Here is a 23,847-nt window from a genome sequence, read left to right on the forward strand (position 1 = left end):
GGGTTTTCGTCGATTTAAGAATAGCAGAGTTGAATTCTCTGTGCTACATAGAATTCAAAAAAGCTTCGGAAAAATTAATTTCCGAAGTTTTTTTGCGTTAGCTGGGACTTATGTCCCAGCCTCTTTTATATTAGGATGGGATTGCAACCAAGTGGTGCTTTATCAAAGCCGTTTATTCGGATATGGTTAACTCATATTAAATCCAGGAGGATATCACAATGGAAATCAGTAAGGTAATTCAAAAGCACCGGCAACGATTAGGTCTGTCCCAACAAAATTTAGCTGATAAGTTAATGATTTCAAGGCAATCAATTTCTAAATGGGAACGGGGAACAGCGCTGCCTAGCTTTGCAAATGTGGTTGCCTTAAGTGATTTGTTTGGCATCTCTCTGGATGAAATGATTAGAGGAGATGACCGTCTGATGAGTAAGTTAGAGCAGGGCAAGATGGGGCCCATTACCAAAATTTTAGTGTGGTCCTTTGGAATTGCTGTCCCATTATGTATTTTATTAGCAGGATTTGGTATGGGAGCGACTACCCTAGATAACATTACTAGTGTGTTGCTATTCTTTTTCTTTATTGCCTTAATTTGTACAGTGAAGTGGAACAAGCTGAAATCGCTGTTTAGAAAACCAACGCAGGTATTGATAATTATTTGCTTGGTACTGTTCTTGTTACCGCAGGTATATAGAGTTCCTCAGATTTTAAATGGGTGGAGTAATGATATTAGGACTGGTTTTGATGAAGGATCTAAGAGCGTTAAATAAGCGGGACTGACAGTTAGCGTAAACTAAGTGTCACTATACAGTTATGGAAGTTTGGGTAATAATGGAAACTAAATACTCATGAAGGGAATGTTCTGTTGATTCATGCAAACTAAGGATAAATTTTCTGGTACTTTGGCTAACCAGTTTAACTCACGCAGTAAATACTGGTTGATTATTGGCACGTTGATAGTAACTGTAGCCGCGTTTGGAGCAATGACATTTCGAGGTTTTCAAATTATTGGGTTAATGTTGATGGGAATTTCGTTTGTCTCTTGGGCCGATATCATTGCAGTTTTGCATGCCAAGGGCGGCTTTAGTGGCAAGGTCAGCCTGTTTTTTTCGCTGACTATCGTTGGATTAATGTTTGCGACTGTTGCCCTCTGTCAGCAGGTTTTGAGTTAAATGTAAATATTTAAAAAAATCTGAATATCGTTTGGAATAGGTAACGCAAACCATAACGTTTGGTATACTACCTAAGTCTGATTCAGAAAGATATAGCCCTGATTCGGGAAGACCTGAACGGGGCTTTTAGTAAGTAAAAATAAACTTCAGGAGCTAGCGAATGATTGATATAACATTTGAAGATAGTTTTTATGCAACCCTAAAGCACTACTACACTAACAGGCGAGTCGATAATGAAGTGATTTCGTTACCGTTGTCGCTGGATTTGGGAAACGTAATTGATTCTGATATCGTAGCAAATCGCAAACAGCTTTATATTCAACGGTTGGCTGGGGCACATGAAAGCCACATGGCAACAGTTGATGAATACATAGACGACATCGCTACCAAATTGACCCATCTTGATGAGCTTATTGCAAGGGGCCGACGGATCCGCTTGTGGGTATCTGAAGGTAACGTTGCTGATTACTGTGCTTTGAGGTGGTTTAGTAGCAAGCTTTTGGGCACTGATGCTAGGGTCAGTATCATTCAAGTTCCCAGCTTTTCTAGCCATGATGATCGGGTGATTGAATACGCCAAAATTGGCGAACTTGGGGTTGATGAAATTGACAAAGAAGGGTTATTTTCACTTGATAAGATGGTAAGTCAACGAGAAATAAATGGGTTAGCGATGCAGTGGCGCGCCCTATCAGATGAGCCCGGCGAAGTTCGCGTTTTATTAAACGGTCAGTTACTCAGTCGACCTGCTGATTTCTATGACCAATTTATTCTTGAGAGTATTGAGCGCACTTCGAGGAACGGTTTCGTCAATGCCGTGAGGGTAATTGGTGAAACCCTCGGTAATTACCTACCATCAGTTCCCGATTGGTGGTTAAGAATGCGAATCACACACCTCATTGAAACGGGTAAGTTAGAATCCAAGGATGACGGGATGCTTACTATGAAAATTAAGTTGAAGTAGAATGCAAAAAAGCCAATAATGATTTCAAATTTTGAAATCATTATTGGCTTTTTAGGTTTTAACTAACTGCTAACCTTCAGTTAACAGCCTATCCGGATAGTTAGTTGCAACGAACTCCTTTATTTGGGTAATCATCTTCTTAGTTGATGGGGCTTTAGAAAGGGTTGCAGAGGTTACCAGCCCGATTGAACGATAGGAGGGCACATCAAACGGATAAACTGCCACGTCACCACTAATCTTTTGCAGGGCTAATTCGGGGAGAATTCCCCAGCCAAGGCCTGCCTCCACCATTGCGATGATTGATTGATCATCAATTGAAAACTGGAGTGAGTTAGGCTGAATCGAATAGTGGTCAAGAGTGGCCTTAGTATCAAGATCATAATCCCCCCGTTGGAGAATGAACTTACGTCCGCGCATGTCAGCTTTGGTTACAGTTTGTTGGTTGTTAGGAACGAATCCCTTTGGGGTGATGCAGTAAATTTCGTCCTTGACTAAAGCGTCAACAATGAGGTTCTCCTTCACTGGTAAGGAAGTAAACCCAATATCAATTTGGCCATTCTTAACCTCCTGAACGATGTCGGCAAAACCAGCCTGGTCGACTGAGATATCGATGTCTGGGTATGATTTTTTATAGTTTTGGATGATTGGTGGTAGCCAGTTTATACAAACCGATGAGAAAGCACCGATTTTAATGGAGCCAGAACTAAGCCCGTTGATGTTATTTGCAACTTGATCTAATCGTTTTTGGGTATTAAGGATGTCTTGAACAATCGGCAATACTTGTTTGCCGTTCTCAGTAAGCTCGACTCCGGTTCTAGAGCGATTAAAAACGGGAAAGCCGAGGTCCTGTTCTAATTGGTTGATGGAATGGCTAATTGCGGACGGAGTCACGTTCAAAACAACGGATGCTTTGTAAAAAGTTCCCTGTTCAACGACGGTACTAAACACTTTGTAGGCGAATGGAATCATTTTAGTCCTCCTAAGGTGAAAATCTTTCAACTAAAAATGAATACTTTGAATTTTACTAATCTATATTAAGAGTATATCATAGAGAAAAATATCACAAAGAGGTGCCGGGGATGAATGACAAACTATTTTCAAGTAGAGTACAACCAGAAACACCTTCACGACTTGAAGGATTATTTCCAGTAATGGATTTTGACGATGCAATTACGTTTACCGCGGGAGCACCGGCAGAAAACCTATTTCCAATGAATGAAATGAAGCAGGCATACATTGATGCCATTGATAATGAGGGGGCCCATACCTTCCAGTACCATACAATCGCGGGACCAGTTGAATTAAGGGAACGATTAGCTGAGCGAGCAACGAGAAAGATGGGAATCGAAAATGTTGGGGCTGAAAACGTAATGTTGACGGCTGGGGGCCAACAAGGAATCGACTTGATCACTAAATTACTAATTGATAAGGGTGATGCAATCGTGGTTGAAGCACCGACATATGTTGGGGCATTATCCACGTTTGATATGTACGAGCCTACTTACTATGAAGTTGAACTTCAAAGTGATGGAATGGATATGGATCAGTTAGAGGAAACGGTTAAGCAACACCCAGAGATCAAGTTAGTTTACACAGTGGCTGATTTTCATAATCCAGGTGGGGTAACAATGTCCCTTGCCAAACGGAAACGGCTAGTTGAACTAGCTAACCAATACGACTTTATGGTCCTAGAAGATACCCCATACCGGGACTTGCGTTACGTCGGGGAATCACTACCATCCATCAAGTCATTTGATACTGAGGACCGGGTGATTCTCCTTTCTAGCTTTTCAAAGATTCTGATGCCAACGCTAAGAACTGGCTGGCTAGTTGCTTCCAAAAAAATTATCAAGCAGCTATATAAGCTTAAGGAAGCAGCTGATCTTGAGGTACCTAACATCACTGCCTCAGCGATCAACCAGTTTCTCGCTAAAAATGACTTGGATAAACACATTGATAAGTTGATTGATGTGTATAAGGAACGTCGGGTGGCAATGGCAAACGCAATCGAAAAGTATCTACCAGAAGAAGTAACGGCAACCTGCCCAGATGGTGGTTTCTTCACTTGGGTAACGGTTCCTGATGTTATCAACACAACGGACCTTCTTTACAACAAGGTAACGCCAGAAGGCCACATTGCTTATGTTCCTTCAAAGAACTTCTATGCATATAAGGATAAGACTAATGGGATGCGGTTGAACTTTACCGGTCTCTCATCAGAGCAAATTGATGACGGAATGAAACGATTAGGTGGTATTCTAAAATCAGAATTGAGTAAATCACTGGTTGAGAATAACTAATCGAGATTAATATTATCAAGCGAGAATCTAAGTTATTCCCTGGGGATGACTACGGTTCTCGTTTTTTGTTTTATAAGTACTTAGAAATGGGGTAATAATTTATGGCAAACCTGCAAGTGATTCAAGGGGATATCACGAAACTTAGAGTTGATGCGATTGTTAATGCGGCCAATACATCGTTACGGGGTGGTGGTGGCGTTGATGGTGCAATTCATCGGGCAGCCGGCCCGGAGCTGGATGCTGCCTGCCGAAAGTTAGGGGGCTGCCCAACTGGTGAGGCAAAGGTGACACCCGCTTTTAACCTAAACGCCAAAATTATCATTCATACACCAGGTCCAATTTGGCGGGGTGGTAATAATAATGAAGATGAATTATTGAAGAATAGTTATTTGAATAGTCTCAAACGAGCTACTGAAAATGATTGTCAAACAGTTGCTTTTCCGTCAATTAGTACCGGAGTTTATGATTTTCCGTTGGAGCGAGCCGCAAAAATTGCTGTTGAGACTATAACCAGCTTCCAAAATCCAATGACCGTTCAAATGGTTTGTTTTGATTCCGCGACGTATAATGCATACAAACAAGCACTTAATGAATAAGTGAAAGTGAGGAGTTTGAGATGAAACTTATTGATCTTCACCGGAATGGCAAGCTAGTCGATGATGTGGCTACGTTAGAGGCAGTTAGTACTTATATGATGCAGAGTAATCCGTTTTCTGAGAACACGTTCTTTATTGGCAGAAATAAACCAGCTGTGGTTATAGGGAGATTTCAAGATGCATACGCGGAGGTGGACCTAGATTATTTACGCCAGCACCATATCACCTTAATGCGAAGAGCTGCGGGTGGTGGGGCAGTTTATACCGACCTCGGAAACTTTGTCTACATGTATCACGTTGTGGACCCCAACGATAGGAAGTACTGGCTTGATTTTAAACATTACGCAACCCCATTAGTAAAAGTATTGGAAGCCCTTGGGGTGAAGGATGTCACCATAACCGGTAGAAATGATGTAGCAATTGGTGGTCGCAAGGTGTCAGGAATGGCCGCTTTTCAGCTGGATGACCGCTTTTCGATTGGGGGAACGTTGTTATACGACGTTGATATTGAAACGGCTGGTAAGGTGCTAACTCCTGTCCGGTCAAAATTAGAATCGAAGGGATTTGCATCAGTGAACAGCCGAATCTTTGACGTTAAGGCTGCCCTTCCTGATGAACTAAAGAATTTAGACGCAGCTGAGTTTGAAGAAATCTGGCTAAGGTCTTTGTTTAACGTGGATAGCGTCGATAAGATCGAGCGAGTCTTCTTTTCTGATACCGACTGGCAAAAAATTGATGCAATCGTCAGCGATAAGTTTGGTAATCAAAAGTGGAATATTGGCGATCGCCCTCATTACTCTCGTTATGCTAACCAACGGTTTGAACAGGGAACAATTTCAGTCAACTTTGAAGTGGCAAATAATCAAGTAACTCATTTCAACCTGTACGGTGATTTCTTCACTAAGGAAAATGACATTAGTGAAGCTGAGAACGAAATGATTGGTGTGGACATGAATGAAATTGACCTTGGTGACCGATTTGATAATGGTAAATTAAAAACGGTGCTACCGTGGATGAGCGGTAGTGAATTTGCGAAACTAATGATGAATTCGGAAAAATTAGGCTAAATAAAACCCGCAGTAATTTGTATGGATGTGCAAATTACTGCGGGTATTTTTAATCTTTGAAATTTTTTTGATTGTGGTGCTTTTTTTGCGGTAATAGTCTCAAATTAAGCTCCGGTAATTTATTTTTAGCTCTGCTAATCAGCACGTTGGCAACGTTTGTTACAGATGTTTCCTGTGAAACAATTACCTCGGCTACCTCATTTGAGTATAAACACAGTTGGCCAACCAGCTGATCTTGCTCCCAAGCCTGAATGATGAAGTCAGCTGATTGCATTGTTTGATAGATAGTTTGGACTTGATCTCTAGCGACTTTGATTCCCGCATTTTGGTACAAGGCATCAATTTCAGCTACCCTAGCTAAATTCCCATCGGTTATTTTGGTCATGTTAATCAGCTCGATTCCTAAGCTTTCCAGACTTCCTCGGCAATTTCCTTAACTAGGGTCAGTTTTGCCCATTGTTGATCTTCGGTTAGCTTATTCCCTTCTTCAGTTGAAGCAAATCCACACTGAGTTGAAAGAGCTAGGTTTTCGAGGGGAACGTGGGTCGCTGCGTCTTTGATTCGATTGATCACTGCTTGTTTATCCTCTAACTCTGGGGTTTTTGATGTAATCAAGCCAAGAACGATTGTCTTGTTCTTATCGCCGTTCCAAATTCGGTCTAGTGGGGCAAAGTCTCCGGCCCGCTCGCTATCGTATTCAAGAAATAATCCGTCATAGTTAAGCTGGCCTAGATAATCAGCGATATCATCGTAACCACCCGAGAAGAGGTAAGTTGACTTAAAGTTTCCCCGACAGATATGAGTGGTGACAGTCAGATCATCAGGCAGGCCAGCGAGGACATCATTGATAACCTTAACAGAGTCGTTTGCAAGTTTTACAAAATGCTCATGTTTGGTTGGATTATCAAGGGTTTCGTTAAGCTTACTGATAAGGAATGCCCAAGTAGTGTCGTCAAGTTGAATGTAACGACAACCAAGTTCGTAAAAATGAAGAATGGTTTCATGGTAGGCCTTGGCAAGGTCGGTTAAGTACTCGTCCCAGGTTTCGTAAAACTCGTTCCAGTTATCACTCCGGTTGTCTCGGAAAATCATTGTTGGTGATGGGATGGTCTGTTTTGGAGCAACGGCGTCAGAAATACCTTCGAACTTGGAATCGCCTTCGTGGTTAGCAAGCGTCTCAGAAACGACGTCTTGGACGAACTGGAAGTCTTTGAAGAAGGGGTGGTCGGGGTTGAATCCGATTTTGCCGACCAAGTCAGCGTTGTCGGTTCTGGTTGTTGATCCGTGGAATTTATAGCTTTGTTTGTAATCATAATGACCAACTCCTTTTAGTCCCCAAAGAAAGTCAAGATGCCACCAGCTCCGGTTATACTCACCGTCGGTAACGTCCTTCAATCCAAGTTCGATTTGTTTCTTTACGATTCGGCTAGTTTCTTCTTGCTTGATGGTTTGATATTCTGCTTCTGAAATAGTTTGGTTACGGAAGTCGTTATTGGCTTGCTTAAGCTTATCTGATCTTAAAAGACTGCCGACGATGTCATACCGATATGGAAATTTAATTGCTGTAGTTTGTTCTGTCATGGATAATTCCTCCTAATATTTACCAACAAAAAAAGCACTCGCCCAAAGACATATGTTTATGTCTAAGGGACGAATGCTTCGTGTTATCACCCTAGTTCACAATATTCTTACAAATATTGCCTCATCGGTACCTGTTGATACCCGGGAAGTTAACGGTTCCTACCGATTTCACTGCGTGAACAGGGGAATAACTTTAAGAGCTCATCTTCACTTCCGTCATGATGCTGGCTCTCAGCCGCCCAGCTTTCTGTAAACAATCGTGGTTGTTACTCTTCTCTTTGTCGTTGGTTAGTTAAATTTGTATTAAAGATAGTCTCATTTTTGGTATGTGTCAACCTCTTTTTTGAAAAAAATTGCGAGAATGACTAAGCCACTGTTAAAAATAATGAGTATTGGGAATAGAAGAATTGCCCTAGCCGACAGCCACTGAGCGGAAGCAACAACTCCCATAACGAAGAATAAAATTCCGAGGGCAAAGTTAATTGTGGCAATCTTGGCATTGTTGTCGTGATTAAAGATAGTTTCGTATAAATTATTGGCAAAGTTTTTTAGGTTACCGGTCATAATCCCGTTATTAACTTTGGTTTTGCCGATAGTGCTAAATGCGGTAAGTTCAAAACCTGAGAAGCCACCGAGAATGAAGAGAATCAACAGGCGGTCAACGTTAACAATTAAGAGAATCAGTGTAATAGTCAGGATGGTAATACTGATTAAAAGGTTAGTTTTGGTTTGCGATTTGAGATGAATATCGTCATTGGTAAGCGGTTGGGATAAAAACGCTCCGAGTAAAAATCCGATTAAAACGGGAATTCTAAGGGATGCGGTCGTCCAACCGTCGCGAATGAGCTCGTATCCAAAGAGAACTAGGTTTCCGGTTTGGGCACTAACGAAGGAACCGTCGTAATTTTGAAAGGTGAAGGCATCGATTGCCCCCATAATAAAAGTTTGGACTAGGGTAATCAGCGTGATTATGTTTGTTCGTTTCATGGGAGCTCCTTTCTGAATGGGGTATAATTTTATTAACGGAAAATTGAAATGAGGGACTAGTTTGAAAAATAAAGTGGCACCTGTGTTTATTGCTCAAGATTATTCAGCGGTTGGGCGAATGTCGACTGTTGCAGCTCAGTCAGTAATGGCAGCTTTTGGGGTCACGACCGCTGCGGTACCAACAGCTTTGTTTTCAACGCAAACGGAAGGGTTTGGGACACCAGCGCGTCAATCTACCGATGAGTGGTTAAAGTCGACTTTTGATCATTGGCAAGACATTGGTATGTCTGAATTTTCTGCTGGGATAGTTGGCTATGTTGGTGATACTGGCACACTTTCTATTTTACAATCATTTATAAAAAAGCAGTCATTTGACAATTTAATCATTGACCCTGTTATGGGCGATCGGAATGATTTTTATCCTGGACTTGGTCCCGAATATGCAAAGGCGGTGATGAAACTAGGTAAAATGGCTGACATTTTAACGCCAAATGTTTTTGAGCTAGCGGCTCTGACTGGAACAAAAGTACCGCTCAAATTAAATTTTAATTTAATTAGTGAAATGGTGTTATCCCTACAAGATACTATTGGTAAACCGGTTAAAATAGTCGTGACTGGGGTTGAATCTAAAGACAAAGTCGGAGTATTATACCTGCAAGACAATCAGCTACAGTGGTTTGGCAACCAGAAAGTTGCTGGCCACTTCTATGGAACTGGCGATTTGCTTACATCATTGTTGGCGGGCTTTTTGACATTAGGAACTGAATTTGATGAAGCCGTAAAGTTCGCAGTTAACGAAACTAACGTAGCAATAATGGAAACCGCAAACCGAAAGAACAACCCTAACAAGTATGGGTTATCGTTGTCAGCAGTATTGGCTGATGTGGCTGGTTTTATTAACGATTAAGGGAGATGGCTTTAATGGATATCAATCAAGTGAAAAACGACTTGAATGAGGTGCTGGATGAATACTTTGAAAAAGTTGATTTCCCTAAAAATGGGTTATTTGTGGTTGGTTGTAGCACGAGTGAAATTAGAGGTGAGTGGAAAGGTACTAGCTCAAGTCTTGAAGTAGGGGCTGCGGTCTATGAAACAATAGCGAATCGGGTTACGGAGCATAACGGCCACATTGCTATTCAGGGGTGTGAGCACATTAATCGTTCGTTGTTGATGGAGCGAGAAGTGGCTGAATCTCACGGCTTTGAGGAGGTTGCTGTTGTGCCGGCAATTCATGCTGGTGGTGGGACTCAGGTAGCAGCGTACCAACGAATGAATGATCCAGTTGAAGTTGAGCATATAACTGCCTTTGGTGGCATTGATATTGGGGGAACTGAAATCGGAATGCACGTGAAATTCGTTCAAATTCCGGTTAGGTTGACCCATCGAACAGCTGGTTCGGCAAATGTTGTTTGCTTGAAATCGCGCCCCAAGTTAGTTGGTGGTACAAGAGCCCAGTATGAATTCACTGACGATAATTTAAAAGAATAGGATTTGATTAAATGCAAAGAAATGTGAGTCGAGAAACGAATAAAAATATGGTATTAGCGGCTGTGCTTACTGCCTTGACGGTTGCTATCAGTCGGGTATTCTTGATTCCGGTCCCAATGACCCACGGGAATATTAACCTGTGTGATGCTGGAATCTTTCTGGCGGCCTTTATGCTAGGATCCCGGTATGGTGGCTTTGTTGGGGCAGCTAGTGGATTTTTACTCGACTTGATTTCTGGTTATGGTCAGTATATGGTGTTCTCGTTTATCGTGCACGGCCTCGAGGGTTTGATTGCGGGTAAAATTGCAGGAGTTAATGAAATTAAGGGAACCTCAAAGGTCATTGCAATGGTAGTTGGGGTTATTATTATGGTTGCTGGTTACTTCGTGACGGATTCGTTACTGTACAACGTTGGTGCGGGGGTCGCAGGATTACTGACAAATACTATTCAAGGAATTGTTGGTGCGGTCGTTGCGTGGGTTGTATTTGAAGTAATGGGGAAAAGATTGAGTAATTAGATATTGATTCTTGAGGGCTAGCCCTCTTTTTTTATTCTTTCGAGTTTAACTAGTGATGGTGTGTAAATGCCCCTTTGACTTAATTGTTTTTAAGAATACAATGAGAATAACATTAGGAGGTAAAGATATGAGTGCGAATACTTACGAATTAGATGAACAAGATTTTAAAGAGTTACATACAAACTTTACTAACTCAACTAAAAGTGACGTGCTTTCACGCATTGTTGCTCAAAATGGAATCAACCAAGCAGCCCAAGATCCAAATGCAGCGGTTCGGTTAGATCCTGTATTCTCCGTTGATTTACAAACGGGTGCGGTATCAAACCAACGTCAAAGTGGCCGGTGCTGGCTGTTTTCTGTTATGAATACGTTGCGGCATGGGTTTGCTAAGGAGTATAAGGTTAAGGACTTTGAGTTATCCGAAAAATACCTATTCTTCTGGGACAAGATTGAACGGGCTAATATGTTTTATGATAATATTTTGGCAACTTCTGATAAGCCAGCCGATGACCGAGAGGTGATGTCATTACTTAGTGGCCCCGGTGATGATGGTGGTCAGTGGGCAATGGCGGCAGCGTTGGTTCAAAAGTATGGGGTTGTTCCCGCTAGTTTGTATCCGGAAACCGCGAACTCCAAGAATACTGGTGCGTTTGATCTACTTATGGACAAGAAGCTGCGAAAAGACGGTATGCTATTAAGACGGATGATTAGCGATAATAAATCAGATGATGAACTGGTAGCTGCTCGGAAGAAAATGCTCAATGAGGTTTACCGAATTGTGGCCTATTCATTTGGTGAGCCACCTACTCAAGTCGATTTTAAATATCGAGATGATGATAAGAAGTTTCACGAAGTATCTGGATTATCGCCAAAAGAATTCTTTGATAAATATTTCCACGTTGACTTAGATGATTACGTTGTCTTATCTAATTCACCTGATAAGGAACTTAATAAACGATATGCTTTACCTAGCCAAAATAACGTGGTCGGTGGTAAAAAAATCGAGTTTCTTAACGTTGAAATGGCAGCGTTAAAGGATACGGCAATCGCTCAACTTAAAGACGGTGAAACTGTCTGGTTTGGTAATGATGTTTTACAACAGATGGATCGAAAAACGGGTTACCTTGATAGCAATCTTTACCGTTACTCTGAGTTGTTTGATGTTGATTTCAAAATGAGTAAGGCGGAGCGGTTAGAGTACCACGAAGCTAACGTTTCCCACGCAATGACACTTGCTGGAGTTGATTTAGATGATAAGGACCAGCCAATCAAGTGGAAGGTTGAAAACTCATGGGGTGATAAGAACGGTGAGAAAGGTTACTTCACGATGAATGATGACTGGATGGAAGATTTTGTTTATGAAGTTGTTGTTCACAAGAAGTACCTAACTGCTGATCAGAAAGCCCTGCTCGATCAGCCAGCAGAAGACCTACCAGCATGGGATTCCTTGGCCTAATTGAATATTAACTATTATTGTAAGCTTAATCTCATTATGAAATGGGGTTAAGCTTTTTTGTAAACCATGTGTTACTGATATGACGGCGTTTTAATTAAATTAGTATTGACTCATAAAATTAATAATATATAATGATTTTCAAACGCAATTCTAATTTAACCGGTAGATATAGGGGACCAGTTGAATAGAATATTAAACACGGCGGTTTCGGGGGTTACCACCAAAAGGAGATTGATTATGAGGAAAAATGGTTATAATTCCGACACTAAAGTACACTACAAAATGTACAAATCTGGCCGTAATTGGGTAACTGCGACCATTGCTACTTTAGCAACTGGAATTGGGTTAGTTGCTGGTTTTACTTTAAGTCAGCCAGCAGTTCATGCTGATACACAAACGGTGGTGTCGCCATTTGCCAGCTCAACGAAGACGTTAGCGGCAGCAGATGATAAACAAAAGTCAAACGATCCAAAGAACTTAGATGCCTTAAATAAGGGAAACGTTCAGGGCCTTTGGAGCCAAGGATACAACGGTAAGGGAATGGTAGTTGCCGTTATTGATTCAGGGGTTCAATCGCATAAGGATTTTCGTTTATCTAATGATGCTGATGCAAAAATTAGCAAAGAAGATGCAGAAAAAGCCATTGCTAAGAAGGGCTATGGTAAATATATTAGCTCTAAGATTCCGTTTGCTTATGATTATGTAAATAACGATAACGATACGAGTGAGCCAGATGATCAATCATCATTCCATGGTCAGCACGTTGCTGGAATTATGGCGGCTAACGGTCAAGCTGATGGTAAGGGCTCTGATTATGTTAAGGGAGTCGCACCAGAAGCTCAAATCCTTGATATGAGAATTTTTGGTGGTTTTGCGGATGAGAATCCAAATAACATTTCACGGGCAATTCGGGATGCGGTTGATTTAGGTGCAAACGTAATTAATATGTCTCTTGGAATTGGGGTTGCTAGTCAATCACTCACGGATGAAGAGCAAGCTGCCGTTAAGTATGCTACCGATCATGGTGTGTTTGTTTCTATCGCTGCAAGTAATGATGGGAATGCCGGTAGTATTGTTAGCCAAGACGGTTCTTACTCACCAGGTGGTATCCAGACCGCGTATGATCCAGCAAATAATAGTACGATTGCTGATCCAGGAGTTTCAGCGACCGCTGCCACAGTAGCTGCTGAAAACACTTTAACGGGTGCTGATGATGATATGGCTTCATTCTCGTCATGGGGTCCTACACCCGATTACACGCTAAAGCCTGATGTGACCGCCCCAGGTCTTAATATTTGGTCAACATGGCAAGATAACACATATCAAAGCGACAGTGGTACTTCCATGGCTTCACCATTTCTTGGCGGCTCAGCTACTCTAGTTCTCGAAAAACTTCAAAAGGAGCGTCCAGAACTTAAGGGTGCCGCTTTGGTTAGTGCAGCTAAGAATGCTCTGATGAACTCAGCTGACCCAATGAATGATCCAGCTTATAAGGGCAGTGTCATTTCACCACGTCGCCAAGGTGCAGGGAAGGTCAATGTTACCGAAGCTGGTGACTTAACAGGAGCTGCTGTTGATTCATCAACAGGGATTGCCTCGGTTTCCTTGAAACAGGTTGGCAATTCAAAGGACTTTGAAGTTGCGGTTACTAATAATGGCAAGTCAGCGGCCACTTACGATGTTGATTCAGGAACCACATTTACTCAAACATCAGATAAGGATAATGCCAATACTCTCTATGACACTCCTCTTAAGGGAGCAGCCGTAACTGCTGATCAAAAACAAGTTACCCTTAACCCTGGTGAAACTAAGAAAGTTAAGTTTAACTTGAAGATTGACGATACGGTTAAGAAGAATTCGGTGGCTGAAGGATTCTTAACCTTCAAGAATGCGGATAGTAAGCAAAACTTAACCGTTCCTTACTTGGCATATTATGGTGATTTAACCGACGAGGATGTTGTTGATAAGCCAGCTAACGACAAGGACAGTGTCTTTGGTGGTGGTTACTTAGTCGACGAAAAGAATAACGTACTTGGAATCTCAGATCCAGCTTCACTTTCAAACCTCGTTAATGGTTCTGATGGCAGTGTTACTTGGAATAATGTTGGTAAGAAGATTGTGAACGATAAGGTATCGTTCTCACCAAACAGTGATGGCACTTCTGATACTGTTAGTCCATATGTCTTTACTAAGCAAAACTTAAAGGATGTAACAGCCGAGGTTGTTGATTCAAGCGGTAAGGTTGTGCGGGTCGTCAACAAGGAAACCAACCTCGCTAAATCATACTATCAGGATGGAAACTCATGGAACCAATATTTGACTCTGTCACCATCAATGAGATTAGATCCTACTAAGTTTAAGTGGGACGGTACTGTTTACGACCAATCAAAGGGCAAGTACACCGTTGCTAAGGATGGCCAGTACTCATACAGATTCGTAACTACCAACTATAATGATGGTTCGAAGAAGGTTCAAAACTATGACTTGCCAGTCAAGGTTGATAATACTAAACCTGAATTCGATGCTAGTTTCAGTGGTGATACTTTAACTGTTAAGTACAGCGATACAGGAGCTGGCTTCTCAGCTGATTCAAATGCTATCGCAACAATCGGTGGCAAAGAAGCTGGGGTACCTTTAAAGAACGATGGTAAGGCAACTTCAGGGTCGGCTGATTACAAGTTGACTGAGGATCAGTTGAAGGCTCTTAAAGCAAGTAATGGCAAGATTACGGTTACCGTAACAGACATTGCTGGAAACAAGACTATTAAGACGATTCAGGCAGTTGCTGGTGGATCAGATGCGACGGATACAGCTAAACCAGCAAGTGCGTCACCACAGTTTAAGTGGGTTCGGATTGGTGATAAGAAGAGTGATATTAACGGCCAAATTCGTGATGATATTGAAACTGGTAAGCACTACTGGGAAGTAGTTACTTCTGATACCGGTAAGCAAACATTTACTGCTCAAGTACCTAAGAATCTTGAAGGATTAAAGGTTTATGCCTCTGATTTGAGAAATGGTGTCACTTATGCAGGTAAAGTTGATTCAGCTAAAGGTACAGCAACTTTTGAGATTAACATTCCTGAGGGTGGATATGCACAACTTTCTGGCTATGCAACTATTGGAGGTTCCAAGTTTGGTGAGTTTAAGCAATCTGGCACTGATGGATTGATTGTGTTTAATGACAGTGATTCGACTAAGTATAAGGCAATTAAAGATGATGTCGTCAAAGCCGACAATCCACTTGCCGACGAAGCCACCGCTGCCAAACAAGTTACTGACGTCAATGGCGCACCTACTTTAGATGGTCACAGTATTGCTAAATTAACTACTCGTTTCGACCCAACTCCAGGAATTACTTTCAATGGGTTAAACGACAATAACACAACATTACTCGGGGCCGACAGCAAGCTATACGATGCTAAGACTGGCCAATTGACCATCAGTGGTAAGGTTGACGATCCAAAGGATAAGTTGATGATTCTCAAGACTCCTAATGAATCAGATGCCGGCAACCAAGTTAAGATCAACAGTGATGGTACATTTAGTTTCCAAGTACCATTCAAGGCGACCGAACAACGTGGCGTTGGTTACAAGTTGACCACAGCTGATGGCAAGACATCTAGAGGAACCTTGGAAATCGCTTTGGATACCCAATTCCCAAGTTTGAACTTACCTGACGCAAGTTTGTTTAAGGTTGATGCTAAGACCGGTGAATACGAAGTGGAAACCACAAACAGTACGTTTACAGTTAGTGGTTCAGCCGATGATAACACCGATGGTTGGAGATTATACTCCAATGGCGATAACGTATATCACGAACAAAATAATTCTGGTTTCAATAACCATGATGATGCTACGAAGGATGCAAACCCATACCCAGCCTATAAGTTTAGTCAAACTTATGACTTGGCATTAGGTGACAACTACTTCACTCTGAATGCGGTTGATAAGACAGGCAACACTGTTACCAAGAAGTTCCACGTGGTAAGAAAAGCAGCGCCTGCAACAACCACCACTTCGACAAGTTCAACTGGCTCATCATACTTCGTTGGGGTAACCCCAGTTCAAGCTCCAACTGAGAAACCAAGTATTACATCATCTAGTGATAACAGTAAAGATTCAAGCAAGCAAACTGCTGATTCTAAGGATACAAGCACTAAGTACTACAGTGGTGATGATGCCTCAAGTAAGACTTGGGTCGTTACAAGTTCTAACGGGGTTTATAGCTACACTAATAAGAAGTTTAGCGACGGTAAGAGAAGCGCTCACTTCAAGAAGGGAACAGTCCTCTCTGTTAAGGATGTCGTTAAAGTTGGCGATTCATACAGACTTCAATTGACTAACGGTAAGTACGTTACTGCATTGAAGAGTTCAGTTAAGCCGTCAAAGGCAAGTTCTAAGTACCACACTACTGTTGCTAAGAATGGTAAGGTGACTACTAAACGGGCAGTTTATGCTTATAGCAAAGCCAAGTTTGGGGATGCCAAACGAGTTAAGCGTTACAAAGCAGGAGCAACCCTTAAAGTCAAAGCTGTAGTTAAATCAGGGAATAGCTACAGATTCCAATTGACTAACGGAACATATGTTACTGCAAGTAAGTCATTCCTCAAGAATGCAAAGTAATTTTAAATAAAAAACCGCAAACTTATGGTTTGTGGTTTTTTTATACCATTTGCTTTACATTAGCTGTTTTAAGTTGACAAATGCCGTGGTTACTATAAAATAACGGCGTAATGGTTTTTAATAATTTTCTAATTTTTTCTTTTGGGGAGAAATAACAATAACTTGGGTGCAGGTTATGACTAAGGAGTTTTTTATGCTTAAGAACAATGGTTGTCCACAAAGTCGGCATTTTCTGCCAAATATGGGTTGGATCACAATTTCGGTTATTACTGGAGTGGGGATTCTATTTGGTGAGCCGTCAGTAATATCGACGAAAGCTGCAATCACAAGCGAGTTATCGACTAATTCAATCTTAAAAACAAGTAAAAAAACAAATGCAAACCAAGCCTCGTTAACTAAAGGTAATGTTTCTGCACTTTGGAAGCAGGGATATTCTGGTCAAGGGATGGTTGTGGCGGTCATTGATTCGGGAGTTCAACCACATAAAGATTTGCGATTGACAAACGCGGCATCAGGTAAGATTTCAAAGGCTGACGCCAGTAGCATGATAGCTAAAAAGGGATATGGAAAGTATATAAATTCAAAAATTCCGTTTTCCTACGATTACGTTAATAATGACAATGACACTGGGGCTCCGGATGATGTTTCGAGTTATCACGGCCAACACGTAGCGGGTATCGCGACTGCCAACGGTAAAACTAGCAGTAAGAAATACGTAAAGGGGGTTGCCCCAGAAGCCCAAATTCTTGATATGAAAGTGTTTGGTGGCTTTGCGGATGAAAACCCACATGACGTTGCTAGGGCCATTCATGATGCAGTTGACCTTGGAGCAAATGTCATTAATATGTCGCTTGGAATCGGCGCAGCAAGTCAATCACTCACTGATGAGGAACAGGCAGCTGTGAAGTATGCTACTGATCATGGAGTGTTCGTTGCTACTGCGGCTGGAAATGACGGGCACGCAGCAAGTATCTTTACCACTGATATGGGGGTCCCTGGAACAATCAGCAAGTACTATGAACCGAAAACTAGTGGTAATATTTCAAACCCTGCGGTTGCTGAAAGTGCCGTTACAGTTGCCTCTGAGAAAACCAATAGTGGTAAATCAGAAGATATGTCGTCTTATTCATCTTGGGGACCAACCCCAGACTTTACCCTGAAACCGGATGTAACGGCCCCTGGTGAAGATATTGTTTCAACGTGGAAGAATAATACTTATGAAACTGATAGTGGAACATCAATGGCCACGCCTTTCATTTCGGGAACTGCCGCACTAATTATGCAGCGGCTTGCTAAGGAGCAACCAGACTTACAGGGCGCAGACTTAGTATTAGCGGTAAAAAACGCGATGATGAATTCAGCCGTTCCAATGAATGATATTCTAAGTCGAAAGAATATTATATCGCCAAGAAGGCAGGGGGCCGGGAAGATAAATGTGACTAACGCTGCTAATCTCAAAGCGTCATTAGTCGATCTTTATACGGGTCTTGCCTCAGAGTCGCTTAAACAAATTGGCAACCAAAAAAACTTCACTTTAAAATTAACCAATAAGAGTAATGAAACGCAAACTTACAAAATTAATCCAAGTAAGGTGTATACTGAGAAAACCAGTAAAGTCAACGACTCATCGGCTTATGACTCACCCATCAAGGGGGCTGGCTTGCAATCAAGTTCGCGAACAGTTTCCGTTAATCCTGGTGAAAGTAAGAACCTGCAGTTTAGCTTAAAATTGAACGGTAAGCTTAAGCGAAACAACTTGGCTGAAGGATTCGTTCGTCTTATCAATAAAGATAGTAAGCAAAACTTAACTGTCCCATATCTTGGCTATTACGGTGATTTAACAACCGAAAAGGTTATTGATAAACCAGCTAATCAAAAGGGGAGTGCCTTTAAAGGTGGGTATTTGGTTGATGAGCATAACACCCCGCTGGGCATAACGGATGCTAAGTCACTGGCTCATATTGTCAATAACCCGTCCCACCGACTTTCCTGGAGTTCACTTGGTAATAAAGTGATGAATTCAAAAGTGGCTTTTTCACCTAATGGAGATGGGGTTTCCGATGAGGTTTCTCCCTATGTGTTCGCTAAGCAAAACTTAAAGAGTGCCAAGATGGAAGTTATCGATAGTAGTGGTAATGTAGTCCGGGTAATTGATAAGGAAAACAACCTTCAGCGTTCGTTTTATCAAGATGGTGACAGTTGGAATGATGATTTATCCTTATCCCCTTCAATGAGGTTGAATCCGAACCGGTTTAGGTGGAATGGTAAGGTATTTGATCAAAGTAAGGACGCCTATGTAGTGGCTAAAGACGGCAACTATAGTTACCGCATTATTACTAATAATTATAATAGCGGGGCTAACAAGCAACAGTCGTTCAGTCTACCATTCAAAATTGATACGGCTAAGCCAAACGTTAAGGTTAGTTATAGTAATGGTAATCTTAGGGTTTCGTATTTTGATCAGGGAGTTGGGTTTTCAAAGTACAGTTATGCTGTTATTGACACGCCAAAGAAACAATTTAGTCTTAAGCTCCATTCAAATGCTAGTGATAACTCCGGGGTTCGAACGGTTAAGCTAAGTAAGGAAGCCCTTCGGTACATCAAAGCAGGTGGGAGTAAGTCCGCGGTTGAAATAACCGATTTGGCAGGAAACACCACCACAAGAAAAATTGGGATTTCAAGTGGAACTAAATCAAACAGCAAATTAACTACCAAACAAGTTGCCCCTCAATTTCAGTGGTTACGGATGGGTAAGTCCAAGTCTAAGAAAAATGGAGCGCTGGTTAAGCTTCCTCACGCAGATCGTAATATGTGGAAGGTACTGGTCCCCAAATCGGGCACAATCAAGTATGTAGCTAAAGTACCAAAGAATGCAGGGATTACCGCTTACGCCCGCGATGAGTTTTCAGGTAAACGGTATATGGGTAAGGTCAACCCTAAGAAGGGAATTGCTACCTTTTCCGTTAAAGTTGAAAAAGGAATTCCAGTCTTGTTAAAGGGATTCGCGTCAATTACAACTAAAAAATTTGGTGATACACTGCAATCACCCGCAAACTACTTATCAATCAACACAAGCAAATCTAAGGATGCAATTGCGCCGAATAAATGGGTTCAAAAAGAAAAGATTAACCTCTTAACCAACGCAGCCGCGTTAAAGCAATCGATTCAGCGTGGTACGGCTGCTGATTTGCCAGGACACGCGACTAAGGATTTAACCACTAGGTTTGCGGAAACCAAGGGAATTAAGTTTGCAGAGCTGAATGATAATAATTTAACTGTGATTAATTCTTATGCTAAGTTCTATAATTCAGAAACTAAGGAATTAACAATTAGCGGGAAGGTAAGTAATCCAAAGGCTAAATTACAAATTTTTAAGTCACCAAACGAAAATGACCCTGACAATCAGGTTACGATTGATGGAGATGGTCACTTTAGTTTCAAGGTGCCGGTAAATTCAACCGACGAGAAGGGGATTGGCTATAAACTGGTGGTCCCAGGCTCTAAAAAGGAAACGACCTCTCGGGGAACGTTGTTGGTCAAGGTTGATACTAAGAAGCCAACTTTAAAACTAGATAATGACAACAGTCAGATAAAGACAAGTAGGAGTAGTTACACTATCAGCGGGACAGTTGATGATAACGTTGATGGCTACCGATTGTCGATCAATGGCAATAATATTTTCCATCAACAAAATAATTCTGGATTCGTTAACAATACGGATGCCAGTAAGCAACCTAATCCTTATCAACCAGTCACGTTTAGTAATACGTACAATCTAAATAAGGGTGATAATTACTTTAACGTAACGGTAATTGATCAAACTGGAAACCGCGTTTCGAAAAAAATAGATGTAGTTAGACAGTAACCTTAAAAAAAGAAGCCATCCGGCATGGATGGCTTCTTTTTACGGTGATTAATACTTAGGTGTAACCAAAACTTGATGAGTTTTATCCGCATCTAAATCGCGAACTACTCGGAAACCTGCAACGTTAATGTGGTCTTTCTTATAAGTCCCAGATACCTTTGACTTAACAGAAACAGTTTGATCCATTGGAATTCCTGCAAGTTTACCCTTCATGTAGATTACAGGGTTGTTAGCAGAAGAATTCTTGAATGTGTACTTCAGAGTTCCTTGCTTGTTAAGATCTTTAGCTTTTTTAGCTTGACTGAAAGTCTTGTAAATCTTGGAAACACTGTAAATCGTTACGGTTTGCTTACTCTTATTGAAGTGGTAAGCGTCAATCCCAGATTCACTATGGTAGTTGATTTTACCGTTCATGTACCATAGGTTATTGTGAGAAGTCAGTGCCTCTTTGGCAGTTTTTCCCGCAATTGGATTTTTCATACTTGTCTTGTTGCTGTCATTTTTTGAGCAACCGGTTAAAACAAGGGCAAACACTGCGATAACGGCGATGATTGCACCTAGGAACCCTCTTTTTTTCATAATTTGTATCACCTCATGAGTTGAAATTATCACATAAACAGTGCAAAATCTAGTAGAATGACCGATTGGTAATAAAAGAAACAAATACTTAATATTTTCGAGATAAAAGGGGGCCGTTTTTTGATCACGATCAGAGATATTGCAAAGCAAATGGGATTGTCAGTTTCCACCGTGTCGCGAGCACTTAACGACAACCCACGGATTAGTCAGAAGACTAGAGACCAAGTTCACGAGTTTGCGAATAAGGCTGGTTACCAGCCAAACTATAACGCTAGAAACTTGACCAATAAAGAAGCTAACAGTGTGGGAGTCGTGTTTCCAGTCAATAACCGGGTAGTTGATAATATTTTCTACGTTAATTTGCTACGAGGCATAAATAATCAGCTTTCAAAAAAGAACTACGTCCTCTCAGTTGCGATTGGTGACACTACGGAAACAGTAATTGAGAATGTGACATCGATGATCAAACGAGGACAGGTAAAGAAGTTTATTCTTCTATACTCTCACTTGAATGATCCAATTATCAGGTTGCTCGAGAAATCTCCAGTTGATTTTGTTACGGTTGGCAAACCAACTCATGGAGATTCTTGGATGTATGTTGATAATGATAATGTCAAAGCCGGCTACGATGGCACTAAGTTTTTGATCGATGAATTGGGATGTCAGCATCCGGTTTTTGTTGAATCAACGAATGGCTGGCCGTACGAAGTCGACAGGTTAACTGGCTATTTGACGATGGTGGATGAAGCTGGCTTAAGACCGGTGATTTTATCTTCGTCAGAAACTGATAATACAGAAACGATTGAATTTATTCATGAGCATGATGAAATCGATGGGGTTTTGGCCACCGACGATTATACTGGGTTGCGGTTTTATTCGGAATATCGGCGCCAACGACCCGGTCGTGAAGTTGAGGTAGTCGGTTATAACGCATCATTGCCTCGAGAACTTACCAATGAACATTTCCACTCAGTTGACTTGAACCCAAAGGAGATGGGCCGGTCGGCTGCCAGAATATTGTTTGCTAACGAAACAAAGCAATTGACTGGTGAGCAACGACACAACATTATTGCTCATGAAATCATGGTTTAACAACATTTTGGTGCTCTATTCATAGGGCGCCTTTTTGTTTGCGAAAAAAAATAAATGTAATCGTTACCAAACCAAACGGGGTAAGGGTGTAAGCGATAAATTGCCAAAATTTAAAATGCAAACGGTTGCACAACCAAAAAATTCATGTAATAATGGCATTGTAAAAAATTCTAGGGAGGATATTATCATGGATAAATCAGTATCAGATAACGTTGATACCACAGCTCCAAAGTCTGGATTACCTAAATTACCGGCTAGTACGATTTGGATGATCAACTTTGGCTTTCTCGGGGTTCAGATGGCCTTTACGTTGCAAAGTTCTCAAATGAGCCGAATTTTTCAAACAATCGGGGCGGATCCTAATAACTTGGGATGGTTCTTCATTTTGCCACCACTGGCAGGATTGATCGTGCAACCAATTATTGGTTATTACTCGGATAGAACCTGGGCTCCTAAGTTAGGTGGTCGTCGACTTCCATACTTAGCGTTGGGTACGTTAATTGCTATTATTGTTATGTGTTTATTGCCTAACTCAGGAAGTTTTGGCTTCGGTTACGCGTCAGTCACCGCTTTGGTTTTCGGTGCGGTAACGGTTGCCCTTCTGGATGTATCATCGAACATTGCCATGCAGCCATTTAAGATGATGGTCGGGGACATGGTTAACGACGATCAGAAGAGTTACGCATATGGAATTCAAAGTTTCTTATCAAACGGTGGTGCGGTTATCGCTGCCATCTTCCCATTCTTGTTCACAGCGATGGGAATTGCTAACACTGCTAAAAAAGGAGTTGTTCCTCAATCAGTTGTTATTTCATTCTACGTTGGGGCAGCCTTACTGTTGATTACTAGTTTGTTCACCATTTTCCGGGTTAAAGAATATGACCCACAAACTTACGCTAAATATCATGGAATTTCGGAAGAAGCAAACACCACTGGTGGTAACTGGTTCGCACTTTTGAAGAAAGCTCCTAAAGTATTCTGGACCGTTTCACTTGTTCAGTTCTTCTGTTGGGTAGCATTCCAGTACCTTTGGACTTACTCTGCTGGAGCAATTGCTAAGAATGTTTGGAATACTGTTGATGCAAGTTCAACTGGTTATCAAGCAGCCGGAAACTGGTACGGAGTTTTAGCCGCAGTTCAATCAATTGCAGCTGTTCTCTGGTCATATGTTTTGGCTAAGGTTCCTAATAATCATCATAAGCTTGGCTACTCTCTTAGTTTAGGATTAGGAGCAATTGGATTCTTATCAATCTTCTTTGTTCACAGTCAAAATATTCTAATCATTTCATTTATCTTTGTTGGAATGGCATGGGCAGCAATGAACACTTACCCATTAACAATGATCACTAATGCTCTTTCAGGTGAACACATGGGTACTTACCTTGGCCTATTCAACGGTTCAATTTGTTTACCACAAATCGTGGCATCACTTGCCAGTTTTGCATTGTTCCCATTATTCGGAAACTCACAACCAAACATGTTCTTGCTTGCCGGAATCATAATGGCACTTGGGGCATTGTCAGTTGGCTTGATTAAAGAAACTTATAAAGCATAGAAAGGAA

General features: G+C 41.4%; 20 protein-coding genes. 15 read left to right on the forward strand and 5 right to left on the reverse strand.

Annotation, left to right across the window (positions count from 1 at the left end; translation table 11 throughout):
- The 4 genes from QOW94_RS08155 to QOW94_RS08170 form a co-directional block, all read left to right on the forward strand.
- A partial coding sequence (locus QOW94_RS08155; protein ID WP_283679880.1) for a hypothetical protein occupies window positions 1–190 on the forward strand: 190 nt, incomplete at its 5' end.
- A 28-nt stretch (window positions 191–218) separates the two neighbouring features.
- On the forward strand, window positions 219–767 hold the full coding sequence (locus QOW94_RS08160) for a helix-turn-helix domain-containing protein (protein WP_283679881.1): 549 nt from the start codon (window positions 219–221) through the stop codon (window positions 765–767).
- A gap of 102 nt (window positions 768–869) precedes the next feature.
- Entirely contained in the window at window positions 870–1,169 is a 300-nt protein-coding gene (locus tag QOW94_RS08165; RefSeq protein ID WP_283679883.1) for a hypothetical protein, read from the forward strand.
- 160 nt (window positions 1,170–1,329) lie between these two features.
- Window positions 1,330–2,130 (forward strand): DUF3658 domain-containing protein, encoded by an 801-nt coding sequence (locus tag QOW94_RS08170; RefSeq protein ID WP_283679884.1) that lies wholly within the window; start codon window positions 1,330–1,332, stop codon window positions 2,128–2,130.
- A 69-nt stretch (window positions 2,131–2,199) separates the two neighbouring features.
- On the opposite strand, the gene QOW94_RS08175 is transcribed toward QOW94_RS08170, so the two are convergent.
- Complete coding sequence (locus QOW94_RS08175; RefSeq protein WP_283679885.1) at window positions 2,200–3,099, reverse strand: LysR family transcriptional regulator; 900 nt, start codon at window positions 3,097–3,099, stop codon at window positions 2,200–2,202.
- 110 nt (window positions 3,100–3,209) lie between these two features.
- Between QOW94_RS08175 and QOW94_RS08180 the strand changes: the two genes are divergently transcribed.
- From QOW94_RS08180 to lplA, 3 genes are all read left to right on the forward strand, one after another.
- Complete coding sequence (locus QOW94_RS08180; RefSeq protein ID WP_283679886.1) at window positions 3,210–4,430, forward strand: aminotransferase-like domain-containing protein; 1,221 nt, start codon at window positions 3,210–3,212, stop codon at window positions 4,428–4,430.
- Window positions 4,431–4,531: 101 nt separating this feature from the next.
- On the forward strand, window positions 4,532–5,026 hold the full coding sequence (locus QOW94_RS08185) for an O-acetyl-ADP-ribose deacetylase (RefSeq protein WP_283679887.1): 495 nt from the start codon (window positions 4,532–4,534) through the stop codon (window positions 5,024–5,026).
- A 20-nt stretch (window positions 5,027–5,046) separates the two neighbouring features.
- Window positions 5,047–6,093, forward strand: a complete 1,047-nt coding sequence (gene lplA / locus QOW94_RS08190; protein WP_283679888.1) for a lipoate--protein ligase — start codon at window positions 5,047–5,049, stop codon at window positions 6,091–6,093.
- Window positions 6,094–6,142: 49 nt separating this feature from the next.
- On the opposite strand, the gene QOW94_RS08195 is transcribed toward lplA, so the two are convergent.
- The 3 genes from QOW94_RS08195 to QOW94_RS08205 form a co-directional block, all read right to left on the reverse strand.
- Window positions 6,143–6,478 (reverse strand): hypothetical protein, encoded by a 336-nt coding sequence (locus QOW94_RS08195; protein WP_283679890.1) that lies wholly within the window; start codon window positions 6,476–6,478, stop codon window positions 6,143–6,145.
- 17 nt (window positions 6,479–6,495) lie between these two features.
- Window positions 6,496–7,674, reverse strand: coding sequence for a vitamin B12 independent methionine synthase (locus QOW94_RS08200; protein ID WP_283679891.1), 1,179 nt, complete (start codon window positions 7,672–7,674; stop codon window positions 6,496–6,498).
- A 315-nt stretch (window positions 7,675–7,989) separates the two neighbouring features.
- Window positions 7,990–8,661 carry a YoaK family protein gene (locus QOW94_RS08205; RefSeq protein ID WP_283679892.1) on the reverse strand — a complete coding sequence of 224 codons (672 nt, stop codon included), beginning with the start codon at window positions 8,659–8,661 and terminating at the stop codon, window positions 7,990–7,992.
- 61 nt (window positions 8,662–8,722) lie between these two features.
- Here QOW94_RS08205 and QOW94_RS08210 point away from each other — a divergent pair, with 61 nt between their 5' ends.
- From QOW94_RS08210 to QOW94_RS08235, 6 genes are all read left to right on the forward strand, one after another.
- On the forward strand, window positions 8,723–9,568 hold the full coding sequence (locus QOW94_RS08210; protein ID WP_283679893.1) for a bifunctional hydroxymethylpyrimidine kinase/phosphomethylpyrimidine kinase: 846 nt from the start codon (window positions 8,723–8,725) through the stop codon (window positions 9,566–9,568).
- A gap of 14 nt (window positions 9,569–9,582) precedes the next feature.
- Window positions 9,583–10,149 carry a TIGR01440 family protein gene (locus tag QOW94_RS08215; RefSeq protein ID WP_283679894.1) on the forward strand — a complete coding sequence of 189 codons (567 nt, stop codon included), beginning with the start codon at window positions 9,583–9,585 and terminating at the stop codon, window positions 10,147–10,149.
- An 11-nt stretch (window positions 10,150–10,160) separates the two neighbouring features.
- Window positions 10,161–10,667 (forward strand): ECF transporter S component, encoded by a 507-nt coding sequence (locus QOW94_RS08220; RefSeq protein WP_283679895.1) that lies wholly within the window; start codon window positions 10,161–10,163, stop codon window positions 10,665–10,667.
- 127 nt (window positions 10,668–10,794) lie between these two features.
- Complete coding sequence (locus QOW94_RS08225; protein ID WP_283679896.1) at window positions 10,795–12,123, forward strand: C1 family peptidase; 1,329 nt, start codon at window positions 10,795–10,797, stop codon at window positions 12,121–12,123.
- 237 nt (window positions 12,124–12,360) lie between these two features.
- A complete protein-coding gene (locus QOW94_RS08230; RefSeq protein WP_283679897.1) occupies window positions 12,361–16,749 on the forward strand; it encodes a S8 family serine peptidase in 4,389 nt (1,462 codons plus the stop codon).
- A 193-nt stretch (window positions 16,750–16,942) separates the two neighbouring features.
- Window positions 16,943–20,614: a S8 family serine peptidase gene (locus QOW94_RS08235; protein WP_283679898.1), complete on the forward strand. Its 3,672-nt coding sequence runs from the start codon at window positions 16,943–16,945 to the stop codon at window positions 20,612–20,614.
- Window positions 20,615–20,662: 48 nt separating this feature from the next.
- On the opposite strand, the gene QOW94_RS08240 is transcribed toward QOW94_RS08235, so the two are convergent.
- On the reverse strand, window positions 20,663–21,193 hold the full coding sequence (locus tag QOW94_RS08240; protein WP_283679900.1) for a hypothetical protein: 531 nt from the start codon (window positions 21,191–21,193) through the stop codon (window positions 20,663–20,665).
- Window positions 21,194–21,313: 120 nt separating this feature from the next.
- On the opposite strand from QOW94_RS08240, the gene QOW94_RS08245 reads away from it, so the two are divergent.
- Together QOW94_RS08245 and QOW94_RS08250 are read left to right on the forward strand one after the other, a co-directional pair.
- Window positions 21,314–22,285: a LacI family DNA-binding transcriptional regulator gene (locus QOW94_RS08245; RefSeq protein ID WP_283679901.1), complete on the forward strand. Its 972-nt coding sequence runs from the start codon at window positions 21,314–21,316 to the stop codon at window positions 22,283–22,285.
- 187 nt (window positions 22,286–22,472) lie between these two features.
- The gene (locus tag QOW94_RS08250) at window positions 22,473–23,840 is read left to right on the forward strand and encodes an SLC45 family MFS transporter (protein WP_502867260.1); all 1,368 of its coding nucleotides are present in this window, start codon (window positions 22,473–22,475) and stop codon (window positions 23,838–23,840) included.
- Window positions 23,841–23,847: the final 7 nt, after the last annotated feature.

It is taken from the genome of Lentilactobacillus sp. Marseille-Q4993 (assembly GCF_951230165.1).
In the GTDB taxonomy this organism is placed as follows: Bacteria; Bacillota; Bacilli; order Lactobacillales; family Lactobacillaceae; genus Lentilactobacillus.